Origin of the sequence: Pseudomonas sp. FDAARGOS_380 (assembly GCF_002591235.1) — a bacterium.
Classification (GTDB): Bacteria; Pseudomonadota; Gammaproteobacteria; order Pseudomonadales; family Pseudomonadaceae; genus Aquipseudomonas; species Aquipseudomonas salmasensis.
The window spans coordinates 5,658,199-5,673,136 of the sequence record NZ_CP023969.1 but is presented as its reverse complement, the minus strand read 5'-3'; the positions used below and the strand labels follow the sequence as shown (position 1 = coordinate 5,673,136).

13 protein-coding genes are annotated in these 14,938 nt (G+C 60.3%); 4 read left to right on the top strand and 9 right to left on the bottom strand.

Going from position 1 to position 14,938, the window contains the following annotated elements:
* Positions 1-153: 153 nt before the first annotated feature.
* A complete protein-coding gene (locus tag CRN80_RS26320; protein WP_098951958.1) occupies positions 154-930 on the top strand; it encodes an ABC transporter substrate-binding protein in 777 nt (258 codons plus the stop codon).
* A gap of 124 nt (positions 931-1,054) precedes the next feature.
* Here the strand turns inward: CRN80_RS26320 and CRN80_RS26315 are convergent, their stop codons facing one another.
* The 8 genes from CRN80_RS26315 to xylA all read right to left on the bottom strand — a co-directional run bounded on the left by CRN80_RS26315 (position 1,055) and on the right by xylA (position 10,259).
* The gene (locus CRN80_RS26315) at positions 1,055-1,681 is read right to left on the bottom strand and encodes a transcriptional regulator (protein WP_098951957.1); all 627 of its coding nucleotides are present in this window, start codon (positions 1,679-1,681) and stop codon (positions 1,055-1,057) included.
* Complete coding sequence (locus CRN80_RS26310) at positions 1,681-2,814, bottom strand: FAD-binding oxidoreductase (protein WP_098951955.1); 1,134 nt, start codon at positions 2,812-2,814, stop codon at positions 1,681-1,683. Before CRN80_RS26310 ends, CRN80_RS26315 begins: the two co-directional genes overlap by 1 nt.
* Before the next feature lie 117 nt (positions 2,815-2,931).
* Positions 2,932-3,867, bottom strand: coding sequence for an ornithine cyclodeaminase family protein (locus CRN80_RS26305; RefSeq protein ID WP_098951953.1), 936 nt, complete (start codon positions 3,865-3,867; stop codon positions 2,932-2,934).
* Positions 3,868-3,999: 132 nt separating this feature from the next.
* Entirely contained in the window at positions 4,000-4,308 is a 309-nt protein-coding gene (locus CRN80_RS26300; protein ID WP_098951952.1) for a DUF6124 family protein, read from the bottom strand.
* An 844-nt stretch (positions 4,309-5,152) separates the two neighbouring features.
* On the bottom strand, positions 5,153-6,289 hold the full coding sequence (locus CRN80_RS26295) for a sugar ABC transporter permease (RefSeq protein ID WP_032892316.1): 1,137 nt from the start codon (positions 6,287-6,289) through the stop codon (positions 5,153-5,155).
* Positions 6,290-7,843 (bottom strand): D-xylose ABC transporter ATP-binding protein, encoded by a 1,554-nt coding sequence (xylG, locus tag CRN80_RS26290; RefSeq protein ID WP_098951950.1) that lies wholly within the window; start codon positions 7,841-7,843, stop codon positions 6,290-6,292.
* On the bottom strand, positions 7,840-8,841 hold the full coding sequence (xylF, locus tag CRN80_RS26285; protein WP_078802911.1) for a D-xylose ABC transporter substrate-binding protein: 1,002 nt from the start codon (positions 8,839-8,841) through the stop codon (positions 7,840-7,842). Before xylF ends, xylG begins: the two co-directional genes overlap by 4 nt.
* A 101-nt stretch (positions 8,842-8,942) precedes the next feature.
* Entirely contained in the window at positions 8,943-10,259 is a 1,317-nt protein-coding gene (xylA, locus tag CRN80_RS26280; RefSeq protein ID WP_032892313.1) for a xylose isomerase, read from the bottom strand.
* A 292-nt stretch (positions 10,260-10,551) separates the two neighbouring features.
* Here xylA and CRN80_RS26275 point away from each other — a divergent pair, with 292 nt between their 5' ends.
* The 3 genes from CRN80_RS26275 to CRN80_RS26265 all read left to right on the top strand — a co-directional run bounded on the left by CRN80_RS26275 (position 10,552) and on the right by CRN80_RS26265 (position 13,622).
* Positions 10,552-11,970, top strand: coding sequence for a PAAR domain-containing protein (locus tag CRN80_RS26275; RefSeq protein ID WP_098951948.1), 1,419 nt, complete (start codon positions 10,552-10,554; stop codon positions 11,968-11,970).
* The gene (locus CRN80_RS26270; RefSeq protein ID WP_034127135.1) at positions 11,967-12,356 is read left to right on the top strand and encodes a hypothetical protein; all 390 of its coding nucleotides are present in this window, start codon (positions 11,967-11,969) and stop codon (positions 12,354-12,356) included. Before CRN80_RS26275 ends, CRN80_RS26270 begins: the two co-directional genes overlap by 4 nt.
* Positions 12,357-12,446: 90 nt before the next feature.
* Positions 12,447-13,622: a XylR family transcriptional regulator gene (locus CRN80_RS26265; RefSeq protein ID WP_098951946.1), complete on the top strand. Its 1,176-nt coding sequence runs from the start codon at positions 12,447-12,449 to the stop codon at positions 13,620-13,622.
* Here CRN80_RS26265 and CRN80_RS26260 read toward each other — a convergent pair.
* Positions 13,619-14,881 (bottom strand): carbohydrate porin, encoded by a 1,263-nt coding sequence (locus CRN80_RS26260; protein ID WP_098951944.1) that lies wholly within the window; start codon positions 14,879-14,881, stop codon positions 13,619-13,621. The two genes, CRN80_RS26265 and CRN80_RS26260, sit on opposite strands and share 4 nt — an antisense overlap.
* Positions 14,882-14,938: the final 57 nt, after the last annotated feature.

The window sequence follows — 14,938 nt, the reverse complement described above, 5'->3', positions numbered from 1 at the left end:
CTGATGTGGGAAGGGCTCAAGCCCTCCCACATTTTTTTTGCCTGTTGACGGCTAAACACATAAAAGTCCAGTATGGAATTATAAGTACAAAAAAGCCGCTGCACGTTTTTCTTCACTCTTGCCAAACCAACAACAACTTGCGAGAACCCCCTCATGAAGAAACGCCACCTCCTTCCCGCCCTGGCCCTGAGCCTGTTCGCCTCCAGCCACTTGCTGGCCGCCGAGAAAACCCTGCGTATTGGTATCGAGGCGGCTTACCCACCGTTCGCCTCCAAGACCGGCGACGGCAAGATCGTCGGTTTCGACTACGACATCGGCAACGCCCTGTGCGCGCAAATGAAGGTCAAGTGCGTGTGGATCGAAGGTGAGTTCGACGGGCTGATTCCGTCCCTCAAGGTCAAGAAGATCGACATGGCGTTGTCGTCCATGACCATCAACGAAGACCGCAAGAAGTCGGTGGATTTCACCCACAAGTACTACTTCACCTCGTCGCGCCTGGTGATGAAGGACGGCGCCGTAGTGGATGACCAGTACGCCAGCCTCAAGGGCAAGAACGTCGGGGTGCAGCGCGCCACCACCACCGACCGGTATGCCACCGAGGTGTTCGAGCCCAAGGGCATCAACGTCAAGCGCTACAGCAATAACGAAGAAGTCTACATGGACCTGGCAGCGGGGCGTCTGGATGCGATCTTTGCCGACACCATCCCCCTGAGCGACTTCCTGTCGATGCCGCGCGGGCAGGGTTATGCCTTTGTCGGCCCAGAGCTCAAGGACCCGAAATACGTGGGCGAGGGCGCCGGTATTGCAGTGCGCAAGGGCAATGGCGAATTGGTCAGCGAATTGAACGCGGCCATCGACGGCATTCGCGCCAGCGGCGAATACCAGAAGATTTCACAGCAGTACTTCAAGGCCGATATCTACGGCGACTGATCCCCTCGGATCGAACTCTTGTAGGAGCGAGCTTGCTCGCGAAGAACTCTCAGGCACCGCGTTTACCCAGAATGCACGCGTTATCGTTAAAGTTCTTCGCGAGCAAGCTCGCTCCTACAACGGATCATGCCTTCAATTCTTTCAAATGCTTGTAGACCGTCGCCCGCCCCATGCCCAGCACATTGGCCACATAGTTGGAGGCGCTCTTGCCCTTGAATGCCCCCTCGGCATGCAGCGCCAGCACCAGTTCGCGTTTATGGTCGCGGGTCAACAGGTTCAGGCTCAACTGACGCTCGCGCAGCCAGGCATGCAGGAAGGTGTTGATACGCTCCTGCCAGTCATCACGAAACAGCGCGTCCGGCTGTGCAATCAGCTTGCTTGGCGACAGGAATAAATCCAGCGCTGCCTTGGCCGTTTCGAACAGTGAAATATTCAGGTTGATGCACAGCACAGCCAGCCGGCGGCCTTTGTGGTCGTGCAGCACGGTGCTCAGGCTGCGGATTTTTTGCCCGTCCCAATTGAGCTTTTCGTAAGGGCCGATATTCACCTCGCTGACGTCGCCGTCGAGCATTTCCTCCAGCGCCGAGTCGTCACCCAGGCTGCGCTTGGACAGGTTATTGGCGATGTAATCCACGGTTTGCGTGCGCAGGTCGTGCAGCACCACTTCTGCATGGGGAAAGAACAGCGTGGCGATTGCATCGGCAATCGCGCGGAAGTTCTGCATGACCTTGTCTTGTTCAGCAGTGTTCATCAATGGGGCTCCAGGCGGACCGGGGAGAGCATACCAGCGTCCAGGCCGAACCGGGTCAGTGCCTCGGGCAGCGGTTCGCCGCGCACCAGGGCCGCGCTTGCCTGGCCCATGGCGGGTGAGGTCTGGATGCCGTAGCCACCTTGCGCCGCCACCCAGAACAGCCCCGGTACTTGCGGGTCAAAGCCCGACAGCAAATCACCGTCCTGCACAAAACTGCGCAAGCCCGCCCAGGTGCGCGTCGGGCGGCGGATGGTCAGGGTGGTGGCTTCCTCGATCTGGTAGATGCCCATGGCAATATCCAGCTCTTCGGGTTGTACATCCTGGGGTTCTACCGGGTCGGCGTTGGCCGGTGAGCCGAGGAACATGCCGGCATCGGGTTTCATGTAGAACGCTTCGTCGAGGGCCACCAGCATCGGCCAGTCGTGGCTGTCCATGCCCTCGGGGCCGGCGAAAACAAAGGCCGAGCGGCGCTTGGGCTGCAGGCCGATGGATGCCGCGCCTGCCAGCCCGCCGATATGGTCGGCCCAGGCGCCGGCGGCGTTGATAATGACCGGCGCAGTGAAGCTCGCGTCCTGGGTGCGCACCTGCCACAGGCCGTCGGCGTTGCGGCTCAAGCCCAGCACATGGCTGTCGGTGCGCACGTCGCCCTGGTTGCGGCGGATACCGCGCAAGTAGCCTTGGTGCAGGGCGTCGGTGTCAATGTCGCAAGCGGTGGGGTCGTAGATAGCCCCGTGGACTTTTTCACGGCGCAGGATCGGCAAGCGTGCACAGGCTTCATCGGCCGTCAAGCGCTGCACCTGCTCTACGGTGGCCTTGGCACTCAGGTACTGGCTGTCGAGTTCGGCCGGGTCGCCGTTGAAATCCACGGTCATTTCGCCCCGTGGTGTCAGCAATGGGTGTTCGCAGAAGCCTGCGGGTGGCTGGTCGAAGAAGGCCCGGCTGGCCAAGGTCAGCGCGCGCACTTGCGGGGTGCCGTATGCGGCGGTGTAGAGCGCCGCCGAACGCCCGGTGGAGTGATACGCCGGGTGGTTTTCACGTTCCAGCACCAACACCTTGCCGTGCTGCGACAACCAGAACCCGGTGGACGCACCGGCAATGCCGCCGCCGATAATGATGAAGTCTGCGTGGCTCATGAAGGTCTCCTGAAATAAGCATTGTAGGAGCGAGCTTGCTCGCGAAAAACGTTAACGATAAAGCGCCTATCCTGTGTGACCGCAGTGCCTGTGAGGTCTTCGCGAGCAAGCTCGCTCCTACAATTTGTAGAGGGCATTGGCCAGGGCGATGTCTTCCAGGCCCAGGCCGATGGAGCGGAAAAAGACGTGACGATCGTAGGCCGGGCGTTGGGCCATGTCGCTGAACAATTCGGGCAGGTCGCCGACAATCGTGCGTTTGTCCCAGCCGTGCTGTTCGCTGGCGATCAGCATCTCACCGGCTGAATCCGGGGTGGTCTGGCGATAGTCGCAGAACACGTGCATTTGGTTAAGGCATTGCGGCGGCACTTCATGGGCACGCGGTGCGTTGGTGCTGATGGAGGTGATCAACGCGGGTTTGCTCAAGCGTGACGGGTCGATGACCGGGCCGGCGGACGAGGTGCACAGCAGGATCACATCCGCGTCTTCCAGGGCGGCCTCGCAGGTGGCGGCGAGGGTCAGGCGCGGGTCCAGGCAGGCCCACTGCGCTCGCGTTTCGGCGCTGCTCAGGTTGGGCGAATACAGGCGGATCTGCTGCCAGTCGCGCAGGTTCTGCACATAACGCAGGTGCGCCTGGGCGACCTTGCCGCTGCCGATGATCGCCAAGCGTTGCGCCGCCGCCGGGGCCAGCGCATCCACCGCCAAGGCCGTGGTGGCGGCGGTGCGGGCGGTGGTCAATTCAGCGGCATCGCACAACAGCAACGGCTGGCCGCTGTGCATCGACATCAACAGTGTCCACGCCGTCACCAACGGGCCTTGCTCGCGCACGATGTAGGGCGAAGTCTTGACCCCGTACACCCCGTCTTCGGCCAATACGCCCAAGTAGTTGATGAAATCCCCGGCACCCTGGGGAAACTCCACCAATTGTTGCGCCGGCTGCACCGCTTGCCCGGCGGCGAGGTCGCAAAACAATTTGCGCAGGATCAACGGCACGTCGACTTGAGCCAGCAAGGTACGGGCCTGGGCCTGGTCGATAACGAGGGGCGTCGTGGGCATGGGATTCTCCGGATAAACTAATTTGTCCATTATGGACTTTTAGTTTTTATCCGCAATAACCCGAGGGAAAAATGAGGCTTACGGGGGCTGTTCCCCCACCCATTGTAGGAGCGAGCAAGCTCGCTCCTACAGTCAAGCAGAGGCTTTGGTGCCGGTCAGGCACTCGATGGAGCGATCTACCGTGGTTTTTGCAATTTCCAGCAGATGCCACACCGCCAGGATCTTCGCCCGTTCAGGGCTTTGCAGCAGCTCACCGCAATCGAGTGCCGTGGCAGAAGCACTGTCGAGCAGGCTGGCGGTGTAGAGCAGGGCGTCTTCGAAACTCAGGTCTTCGTTGACGCAATGGAAGCCTTGGGTAGGCAGGTAGTGGTCGATGGCGCGGTTGAAAGCGGCGCGGTCTTTTGCGGGATCGATGGGTGGGTCGGGTAGTACTTTATTCATGGTGTAGTTCCTGTCTGATATCAAGGAGCTGACACTTTTCGCGACTAAACGAAGGTGGCGGCTGTACGCAGGTTAGTCGACCGGACAGAACAGGAACCCGGCGCGCCAGAAGGCGCCCTGCGCACAGCCACCATAAAGCTTCATGGGAGCATGCGCCTGTTCTTAAACCGGGCGACTAAACCCGATCACTGATTTGGCAGTGACGGACCGCAGACTAGCCACCGATTCCAGCAGGCACAAGGCGGCAAGGATTGTCTAGGAAACGTCCTGCAATTTAAAGGGACACGCCTTGCTGGCCTTTTACAAACCATGACCAGATGCCACTAACCCAAGCGTGCAATACGATCAATGTGGCTTGCCTGCGACCGCCGGTAACCACGATGCGAAGCGAGCCGCTCTTGCTCTTGATCTGCTTTTGATCTTAAGCGCCCCGTTAAACCACGCTGGCCGGAATTCGACAGGGATTTGGGGGGTAAACCGGCAGGGATGCCGGTTTAGCCGCCCCGCGCCATGGATGGCGCGTGGCGGCGGCCCCCCAAATCACTGGCGGATTACGGGCACACCGAGCTCAAGCGAGGTGCCGAGTGGTGGGGCAAGAGCCCTTTGGTTACTTTGGGGCTCTTTTCCAAAGTGACCCGCCGTCAGGCGGAACCCTAAGCGGCCGTGACCGCAGCAATGGATATGTACACAATCCAACTGTGTTGACTGCCAGGCCGCCTTCGCGAGCAAGCCCGCTCCCACAGTGGGATCATTGGGGTGTCAGATAGATAGGCGTCGACTGTTAGGCCGCCATCGCAGGCAAGCCAGCTCCCACAGGGTGATCAGTGGTGCTCTGGCGGATAACTTATCGCCTGCCCGAGCGCGTACTCACATCCACCCACACCGCCAGCACCAAAATGCTGCCCTTGACGATCATCTGCCAGTAGCTGTCCACATCCAGCATCGACATCCCATTGTCCAAACTGGTAATCACCAACGCCCCCAGCAACGCGCCATACACCGTGCCCGACCCACCGCGCATCGAAGTGCCGCCAATAAAGCACGCCGCGATGGCATCGAGTTCACCCATGTTGCCCGCCGACGGCGAACCCGCCGCCAGCCTTGCGGTATTGACCAGGCCAGCCAGCGCGCACATCACCCCCATGATGCCGAAAATCCACAGTTTCACCGCTTGCACATTGATGCCCGACAGCCGCGTGGCCTCCATATTGCTGCCCACCGCATACACCCGGCGGCCGAACACGGTCTGGTGCGTGACATAGCTGAACACCCCCAGCAACGCCAGCAACAGCAGCACCGGCACCGGGATGCCGTCGTAGCGGTTGAGGGTGGTGACAAAGCCTGCGAGCACCGCGCCAATCAGCACCACCCGCAGCGCATCGCGCAGCAATGAGTGCGCGGCCAGGCCATGCAGCGCACGGTTGCGCCGTTGTTTCCAGGTGAGGAACAGCGTCAGCGCAAACAGCAACACCCCAAGCCCGATGCCGACGTTGTGGGGCAAATACCCCTGGCCCACATACACCAGCGACGGCGACACCGGCGCAATGGTGGTGCCGCCGGTAATCCCGAGCAGAATCCCGCGAAACGCCAACATTCCGCCCAGGCCGACGATGAACGAGGGAATGCGCAGGTAAGCGGTCATATAGCCGTTGGCCAAGCCGATCATCAAGCCGCACAGCGCCACCAGGCTCAGGTTGGCCAATAGCGGTACGTGATAAACCACATCCAGAATCGCCGCCAGCCCACCCAGTAATCCGAGCAGCGAGCCCACCGACAAGTCGATCTCGCCGCTGATGATCACCAGCACCATGCCGCACGCCAATATCCCGGTGATCGACATCTGCCGCAGCAGGTTGGAGAGGTTGCGCGGGGTGAGAAAACCACCCTCGGTCTGCCAACTGAAAAACAGCCAGATGAACGCCACTGCGATCACCAGCGCGAGCATTTTGTAGCGGGTAAAAAGGTGTTTGACCTGGTTCATCTACGCGGTCTTCCGATTGTTATTGTTTTGGCTGAGCGCGGCGGCGAGCACCTGTTCCTGGGTGAGCCCGTCATTGATGAAGTCCCCGCGCAACTGGCCGTCGCCAATCACCAGCACGCGGTTGGACACGCCGAGCACTTCGGCCAATTCCGAGGACACCATGATGATCGACACGCCTTCGGCCGCCAGCGCGCCCATCAGTTTGTAGATCTCGTACTTGGCGCCCACGTCCACGCCGCGTGTGGGTTCGTCGAGGATCAGCACCTTGGGCTTGGCCATCAGCATTTTCGCCAGCACGGCCTTTTGCTGGTTGCCGCCTGAGAGGCTGGTGATCGGCAGCGATGGGCTGGCGGTCTTGAGGTGCATGCGGCTGATCTGCTGGTCGATGCTGCCCAGTTCGGCCTCGGCGTTGATGCGGGTCATATGCGCGTAGGTGTCGAGCACCGCCAGGGTGATGTTCTGGCCCACACCCAGGTCGGGGATAATGCCTTGGCGCTTGCGGTCTTCGGGCACCATGCACAGCCCCGCGCGGATCGACTTGAGCGGCGTGCGCGTGTCGATTACCTGGCCGTGCAGCCACACCTCGGCGCTGTAGCGGCCGGGGTACGCGCCGAACAAAGCCGACACCAACTCCGTGCGCCCGGCCCCCACCAAGCCGGCGATGCCGAGGATTTCGCCGCGCCTGAGCACGAAGGAAATGTCGTCGACGCGCTTGCGCTTGGGGTTGTCGACGTCGTAGCAGGTGACGTTACGCGCCTCGAAGATCACCTCGCCCACGTCATGGGGCTCGGTGGGGTAGAGGTTGCTCATTTCGCGGCCGACCATCTGCGTGATGATCTGCGGGATGTCCATGTCTGCCATGGCAGTGGTCGCGATGTGCTTGCCGTCGCGAATCACGGCGATGGTGTCGCACACCGCCGCCACTTCATCGAGTTTGTGCGAGATGTACACGCAGGCCACGCCCTTGGCCTTGAGGCCCCGGATGATGTCCAGCAGCACCTCGATTTCGCCACGGGTCAGGGCCGAGGAAGGCTCGTCGAGGATCAACAGGCGCGCCTGTTTGTTCAGCGCCTTGGCGATCTCCACCAGTTGCTGGTAGCCGCCGCCATACTGCGATACCGGCAGCGCCACGTTCATGTCCGGCACCTTGAGTTCGCGCATCAAGGCTTCGGCGCGGTGCAGCATCGCCGGGTAGTTCATGCGCCCACCGGGCAGGGTCAGTTCGTGGCCCATGAAGATGTTCTCGGCCACCGACAGGTCGGGCACCAGGGTCAGCTCCTGGTGAATGATGACAATCCCGGCCGCCTCGGTTTCGCGGATGGACTGGGCCTTGAGCGGCTGCCCCTCCCAGAGAATTTCCCCCTCCCAGGTGCCGTGCGGGTACACCGCCGACAGCACCTTCATCAAGGTGGATTTACCCGCACCGTTTTCACCGCACAGGCCCACGCATTCCCCAGGCTTGACCTTGATGTCTATGCCGTTGAGAGCGTTGACACCGCCAAAGCTTTTGACGATGCCGTTCATTTGCAGCAGATAATCGGCGGCCACGGTCATTGCCCGGCGATCTGCTCTTTGGTGTAGAAACCGTCCTTTTCCAACAGGTCGATGTTGGCTTTGGTCAACGGCGTCGGCGTAAGCAGGATGGTGTCCACCTTCTTGCTGCCATTGTCATATTGCGAGCTGTAGGTAGGCTTTTCGCTGCGCGCCAGTTGTACCGAAAGCTTGGCCGCTTCGGTGGCGATCAGCTTGAGTGGCTTGTACACGGTCATGGTCTGGGTGCCATCGATCACGCGCTTGATCGCCGCCAGGTCAGCGTCCTGGCCGGAGATCGGCACCTTGCCCGCCAGCTTCTGCGCAGCCAGGGCCTGGATCGCACCGCCGGCGGTGGCGTCGTTGGAGGCGACAATAGCGTCGATCTTGTTGTCGTTACGGGTCAGGGCGTTTTCGACGATGCTCAAGGCTTCGGTAGGGTTCCATTCCTTGACCCATTGCTGGCCGACGATCTTGATATCACCTTTGTCGATGGCCGGTTGCAGCACCTTCATCTGACCTTCGCGTAGCACTTTGGCGTTGTTGTCCGTCGGCGCACCGCCCAGCAGGAAGTAATTGCCCTTGGGCGCCGCTTGCAACACGCCGCTGGCCTGCATCTCGCCGACTTTTTCGTTATCGAAGGAAATGTAGGCGTCGATATCGGCATTGAGGATCAGGCGATCATAGGACACTACCTTGATCCCGGCCTTCTTGGCTTCGGCCACCGCGTTGGTCAACACCGTGGCGTTGAACGGCACAATCACGATCACATCCACGCCTCGGGAGATGAGGTTTTCGATCTGGGCAATCTGCTTCTGTTCGTTGGCATCGGCAGACTGCACGAACACCTTGGCGTCGAGCTTTTCTGCGGCGGCAACAAAGTAATCACGGTCGCGGGACCAGCGCTCCAGGCGCAGGTCGTCGATGGAAAAACCGATTTTCGGGTGTGCAGGATCGGCCATTACCGGCAGGGCGAGCAGCGCCAGGGCTGCGGCGAGCAGGGCAGGTTTGAATGACTTCATGGTGGTGCGTCCTTTTATTGTTGTTGGAAAGACACAGCGTGGTGCGGGTTGAACTGTAGAGCGTCACTCGACGCTCTGTGCAGAGATTTGTCGTGCAAATGTCACCGATAGATAAACCGATTCACAACGCCCTCAAGCATCTCCTGGCGCCCACTCACCGCCTGCGGGTCCAGCGCGTTGGCAAAGGCATGTTCAGCCAATGACTCCAGGCTGAACTCACCGGCCAACACCGCCTGGCCCAATGGCTGCTGCCAGCCGGCATAGCGCTGGTCCTTGAATTGCTGCAAGCGGTCGTCCTGCACCATCGCCGCCGCACGCTCCAACGCCAGGGCCAGCACATCCATGGCGGCGACGTGGCCGTGGAACAGGTCTACCTCGTCGAGGCTCTGGCGGCGCACCTTGGAGTCGAAGTTATAGCCGCCGTTCTTGAACCCGCCGGCCTTGAGGATTTCATAGGTGGCCAGGGTCATTTCCTCGACGCTGTTGGGGAACTGGTCGGTGTCCCAACCATTCTGCGGGTCGCCGCGGTTGGCGTCGATGCTGCCGAAGATCCCCAACGACACGGCGGTGGCGATCTCATGATGAAAACTGTGCCCGGCCAGCGTCGCATGGTTGGCCTCGATGTTCACTTTGATCTCGTGCTCCAGCCCGTACTCATGCAGGAAGCCGAACACGGTGGCGCTGTCGTAATCGTATTGGTGTTTGGTCGGCTCCTGAGGCTTTGGCTCGATCAACAGGTCACCCGTGAAGCCGATCTTGTGCTTGTGCTCGACCACCATGCGCATAAAACGCCCGAGCTGTTCGCGCTCGCGCTTGAGGTCGGTGTTGAGCAAGGTCTCATAGCCTTCACGGCCACCCCACAGCACATAGTTGGCGCCCTTGAGGCGCAGCGTGGCATTCATCGCGCTGAACACCTGGGCGGCGGCGAAGGCGAATACCTCCGGGTCTGGGTTGCTCGCGGCCCCGGCGGCAAAACGCGGGTTGCTGAAGCAATTGGCAGTGCCCCACAACAGCTTGATGCCGGTCTGTTCCTGATGGCGCTCCAGGTGGTCGACCATTTGCGCAAAGTGGTTGCGGTACTCCTTGAGCGAGCTGCCTTCGGGCGCCACATCGGTGTCATGAAAACTGTAGTAGTCGATGCCCAGCTTGGAAAAAAACTCAAACGCCGCCTCGGCCTTGCCGATGGCCACCTCCATCGGATCGCCACTGCGCTGCCACGGACGTTTGAACGTGCCCATCCCAAACATATCCGCCCCCGGCCACACAAAGGTATGCCAATAACAGGCCGCCATACGCAGGTGCTCACGCATGGGCTTGCCGAGGATCAGCTTGTTGGCGTCGTAGTGACGAAACGCGAGGGCAGAGGTGCTGGCAGGGCCTTCGAAGCGCACCTTCTCGACACCGGGGAAGTACGGCATGGGGTTTTCCTTATTGTTCTGGGCGGTGTCTGGATACTAGCAATGGCGCCTGGGCGGCTGATTATGAAAATCACCAAAGGGGAGTGCGATTTTGAGTGAAGGGCTGAGAACGGCTCAGGGAGTACAGGATTTAGGGAAACGTCTGACTTTACGGTGGGGATATGCCTCTTCAAGGTTTGGACTGCCACTGACTTGCTCTTGCTCGTTTACCTCGGAAGGCGTTACGCGTCAGTTTTCTTATCGAGACGAGCAGGAAAGCACGGCTAAAAAAACATGGATAAGAGGCGAAAAAATGAGCGTAGGTCATTTCATCTGTCAAGGTGACAAAACCAGTTGCGGCGGGGAAGTGCTGGGCGTAGATCAAACAACCCACATGAATGGCCGTCTTCGTGCCTGCGAAGGTGACCCAGTTACCTGCGGCAAGGATGGGCAAACGTACAAGATCATCGGCGGCATTTCCTTCATGGAGAGCAATGGCCGGCTTGTTGCCGGTACGGTGGATAGTTACAGCGGCTGTCCCTGTAAAGCCGAGCTGATTCCTTTGGCGTTATTCGGCGAGTACCACGGCAGAGGTGGCTCGGTCGTAAGCGCCAACAGACTGGCCGCTGAGCCGGTCCAGCCAGTAACCCACTGGGCAGCGTCCTCTCAACGCACCTCCACCTCGCCAAGTGAGTCGCCCCAATCCGCATTTGCCGCATTTAAAGCGCTAATAGGCGAAGAACCAGGTTTTTACATCGTGCCCAAAAGCATGAGCCGCGATGCGCTGGAAGCCACACTTTTTCCGACGCTCGACCCGGCTGTAATGCGCAAGTTTCAATCGCTGAATCCCAACACAGGCCACGTCAAAGCTGGTTCGATGATCGTGCTCAGCGATCCGAAAAACACCTCCTGCACGTATGAAGAAGCTCAGTTGATGCAGGCCGCACAACACGTCAGCGCATCACTGGACGAACTGACGCCGGACGAGGCTGACTTTCTGTATCGCCACGGTGCAGAGATCGCCGGTTTCATCGGCCAAACCTCAACCTGGCTCGGCGTCAGTGCGGTGGTGATGGAAAAGCACTTGAGCAACCTGCGCGACACGCTGCAGGCGATGGAGCGCCTGCATCAAGACAGCTATCGGCAGCACGGGCATCTTAGGTCAGCGCAGTTCTTTGCTGATCGCCAACGGTTGATGAATCAGTTGGATGCTCATCTGCTCAACTCCACCCGCCTGCGCGGGCAGACCACCTTGGGCGATCATCCCAAGTTGAAAACGGCCCTGGGTATATCCAGCCGCAGCTTGGTGCATCACTGGGACAAGGCGGGTGGGCCGGGGCAGATTCCGGGGTATGCCGCTCATGTGGAGGCGGTCAGTCGTGCTACGAAGTATATGAAGGCAGGTGGTTACATCGGAATTGGCCTTGGCGGTGTGTCTTCGTTGCTGGCTATTGAGCAGGTATGTAACGGGGATTCTGGAGCTGCATGTGAGAGGGTTAAGTTCACTGAAGGCGGGAAGTTCGCAGGCGCTACATTTTTTGGTGTGGGAGCAGGAGCGTTAGCCGGTGCGACAGGCGGCTCAGTCTGCTTGGCACTGGGTGTTACGACGGGAATAGGGGGAGTGGTCTGCGTCGCGGCTTTAGTAGGAGCTGGCGCATGGGCAGGTACCACCTACGGTGGTCAAGGTGGTGAATACGTGGGTGAAAAGATCTACGAGGCCATACAACCATGACTAATATCGATACTTGGCCACCTTGGGTTGCGATTATCTTTGCCGGAGGCCCTATTCTGCTTGCAGCTGCTGGCCTTGCTTTTAGCCTTTACCTTACTCACTGTCATCTGGAAGCCATGAAGGAGGCTCTAAAAAATAGTCGTTATATGTACATATGGGGGACAAGTTTGGGGAGGCGCGGTTTGATTTGGTCTCTCTTGGAAATGTCGAAAATCGCCGGAATGGTGGTTTGGCCAAGGGCCTCTATCATTATGGGAGAGGTTGATCCAGTCGACATCGAGAAGTTCCCACCGTACCTGAAGCGACTTTTAGTTATCGATTTGGCAATGATGATAGTTGCCTGTATTTGGATGGGTGTCGTGGTTGTGCTGCTTAGATTTAGGTGACCTCAAAGCGGGCCTCCTCCGAGGCCCGCTATCCTGATCAGTCAAACCTCTGCGTACTCATCTGCACCGACCGGCCCCAGGACAAAAACAATGAAAACCCTACCGCCCGTTCACCGCATCGCCTTGCTGTTCAACGGCAGCAAAATCTACGACCGCGGCATCATCGCCGGCATTGGCAACTACCTGAGCAGCACCCGTGCATCCTGGGACCTGTTCTTGGAAGAAGACTTCCTCTGTCGCCTGCGCGGTATCGAGCGTTGGCAGGGCGATGGGATCATTGCTGACTTCGATGACCCGCTGATTGGCGAGGCGCTGGCTGGGAGTCGGATACCGGTGGTGGCGGTGGGGGGCTCTTATGAGGATGTGGGCAAGTACCCCAAGGGCATTCCCTATGTGGCCACCGATAACCATGCCCTGATGAAGCTGGCCTACGAGCATCTGGTGGAGGCGGGGTTGACGCGGTTTGCCTGTTTCAGCCTGCCCGAAGCCCAGGCCAATCGGTGGGCTCAGGAGCGTGAGAAAGCTTTTCGCCGCTTGATGCAGCGCGATGGCTTGCAGGTGGAGGTGTATCGCGGGCTGGGCACCAGTGCGCCGTTGTGGGACAGCGCGGTGGAGCAGCAGATTGCCTGGCTGCACAGCTTGCCCAAGCCTATCGGCATCATCGCGGTGACCGATGCCCGCGCCCGGCAATTGCTGCAAGCCTGCCTGACCGCAGGTATTGCGGTGCCGGAGGAGGTGGCGTTGATCGGCATCGACAACGACCCGCTGACCCGCACGCTCACGCGGGTGCCGCTCAGTTCGGTGATCCAGGGCACGGAGACCATGGGCCGCACCGCTGCGGCGCTGTTGCATCAGATGTTGCACGGCAAACCCTGCACGGGCGCCCAGGTGCTGGTGCCGCCGGACGCCATTAACGTGCAGGCCTCGAGTTTGCATCAACCCCTGGGCAACCCTTACGTGATGCAGGCGTTGTTGTTTATCCGCCAGTACGCCTGCCAGGGTATCAAGACCGATCAGGTCGCCGCTTATGTCGGTGTTTCCCGCTCGTCCCTGGAAGCGCATTTTCGCAAGGCCCGCGGCTGCAGCGTGCATGATGAGATTTTGCGCTTCAAACTCGCCGCCGCCGCCAAGGGCCTGGAAAACCACAACCTTGCTATCGCCGACATTGCCGCACGCTGCGGCTTCACCTCTGCGCAGTACCTGCATACGGTGTTTCGCCGCGAATTTGGCTGTACGCCGCGTCAGTATCAGCAGGGCGCGACCTAGAACACCGCTTTGACTTGCAAGCCCAGCACCAGCGCATTGTCGATGCTCTCACCGGAAAACGCCCCCGGCTCGATGATGTATTGCACATCCGGGCGCAAGGTCAGCCAAGGCGTGGCCTGGTAGCCATAACTGAGTTCGATCAACTGTTCGGCGGTGTCCAGGTCTGGGTAGGCCGTGCCGGCGTTGAACGCTGCCAGCTCCTGTACATCACGGCTGCGCGGGTTGGGCACCGCGCGGCCATAGCCCAGGGCGACGGTATCGCGCGGGCGACCTTCGAACGGTTTGTACAGCACCACGCCCGCGCCATACCACTTGGTGAACGGCGAGGCCGCTTGGCTGGCGGCAGAGTACTGGCCGAAGGCGTGCAGGCTGCGGCCTTGGGAGGATGGGAAGGCCCACACCGCCTGGTCGATCAAGAGGTAGTGACCGCCACGCCCGCTGACGTCCTTGTTGCTGCCAATGCGTTTTACATCGGAACTGTCGTAGTAATACCCGAGCTTGTATTCACCGGGCAGTGCGCCCGCATGCTTGTAGATAAGCTCGATGGGCACCACGGTGCCGGTGGTGTGCTTGGGCCCCAGGTGCCAGGCACGGCTGGCGTTGCCGTTGCTGGACGGGTCGACATTGAACGCCGCCACGCGCAGTTGCCAGTTGGGCGAAAAGTCGTATTTCATCCGGGCACCGAGGTGCGCGTTCGGGTAGTTGGCCCAGCCGCTGCCACCGGACATGTTCAGCGGATGCCCGCAAAACCCGGCGTTCATGAAGTTGCACAGGATGCCGCTGTCCAGGCCGCCGAGGTCATTGCCCATGGCCATATAGCCGAGCTTGACGTTCAGCGCTGGCGTGAACAGGGTGCGCTCGTAACTCAGCTCGGTGAGGCGCGTGTAGAGGCCGCCGTAGTTTTCCTGGATCGGCAGGCGGTTGCCCACCAGGTCCTCGGAGGCGCTGTTGCCGCGTCGGTCGTTGATGGTCAGCTGAATGCGGTCACCGTTGTTGAAGCCGTAGAGCTTGCCCAGGTCGAACTGCACGCCGAGCTTGGCGTTTTGCGAGTAGCGCGCCGAACGATGTTGGCCGCCGTGGGCGTTGTAGGCTGTCTCGCCGCTGTAGTCACCGGTAAAGCGCACACCTTGCGCGTCGAGTTCGCGGCGCAGGCCGCCCCAGTCGCCGGTCAGGGTGGTGTCGTCGGCTTGAACGGGCAGGGCGGCCGCAAAGGCCAGGCCCAGCGCCAGGCGCCAGGCGGTATGAGGAGTAGGGGTCATGGGGGATCTTTCCAAACACAAAGCGCGGTGCCTGGGCACCGCGCGCACAGAGGGTGG

Bases quoted from the DNA above. Each gene is read 5' to 3' on its own strand.
- CRN80_RS26260 (WP_098951944.1), bottom strand. From the start codon at position 14,881: ATGACCCCTACTCCTCATACCGCCTGGCGCCTGGCGCTGGGCCTGGCC.
- CRN80_RS26315 (WP_098951957.1), bottom strand. From the start codon at position 1,681: ATGAACACTGCTGAACAAGACAAGGTCATGCAGAACTTCCGCGCGATT.
- CRN80_RS26275 (WP_098951948.1), top strand. From the start codon at position 10,552: ATGAGCGTAGGTCATTTCATCTGTCAAGGTGACAAAACCAGTTGCGGC.
- CRN80_RS26300 (WP_098951952.1), bottom strand. From the start codon at position 4,308: ATGAATAAAGTACTACCCGACCCACCCATCGATCCCGCAAAAGACCGC.
- CRN80_RS26295 (WP_032892316.1), bottom strand. From the start codon at position 6,289: ATGAACCAGGTCAAACACCTTTTTACCCGCTACAAAATGCTCGCGCTG.
- xylG (WP_098951950.1), bottom strand. From the start codon at position 7,843: ATGACCGTGGCCGCCGATTATCTGCTGCAAATGAACGGCATCGTCAAA.
- CRN80_RS26320 (WP_098951958.1), top strand. From the start codon at position 154: ATGAAGAAACGCCACCTCCTTCCCGCCCTGGCCCTGAGCCTGTTCGCC.
- CRN80_RS26265 (WP_098951946.1), top strand. From the start codon at position 12,447: ATGAAAACCCTACCGCCCGTTCACCGCATCGCCTTGCTGTTCAACGGC.
- xylA (WP_032892313.1), bottom strand. From the start codon at position 10,259: ATGCCGTACTTCCCCGGTGTCGAGAAGGTGCGCTTCGAAGGCCCTGCC.
- CRN80_RS26310 (WP_098951955.1), bottom strand. From the start codon at position 2,814: ATGAGCCACGCAGACTTCATCATTATCGGCGGCGGCATTGCCGGTGCG.
- CRN80_RS26270 (WP_034127135.1), top strand. From the start codon at position 11,967: ATGACTAATATCGATACTTGGCCACCTTGGGTTGCGATTATCTTTGCC.
- xylF (WP_078802911.1), bottom strand. From the start codon at position 8,841: ATGAAGTCATTCAAACCTGCCCTGCTCGCCGCAGCCCTGGCGCTGCTC.
- CRN80_RS26305 (WP_098951953.1), bottom strand. From the start codon at position 3,867: ATGCCCACGACGCCCCTCGTTATCGACCAGGCCCAGGCCCGTACCTTG.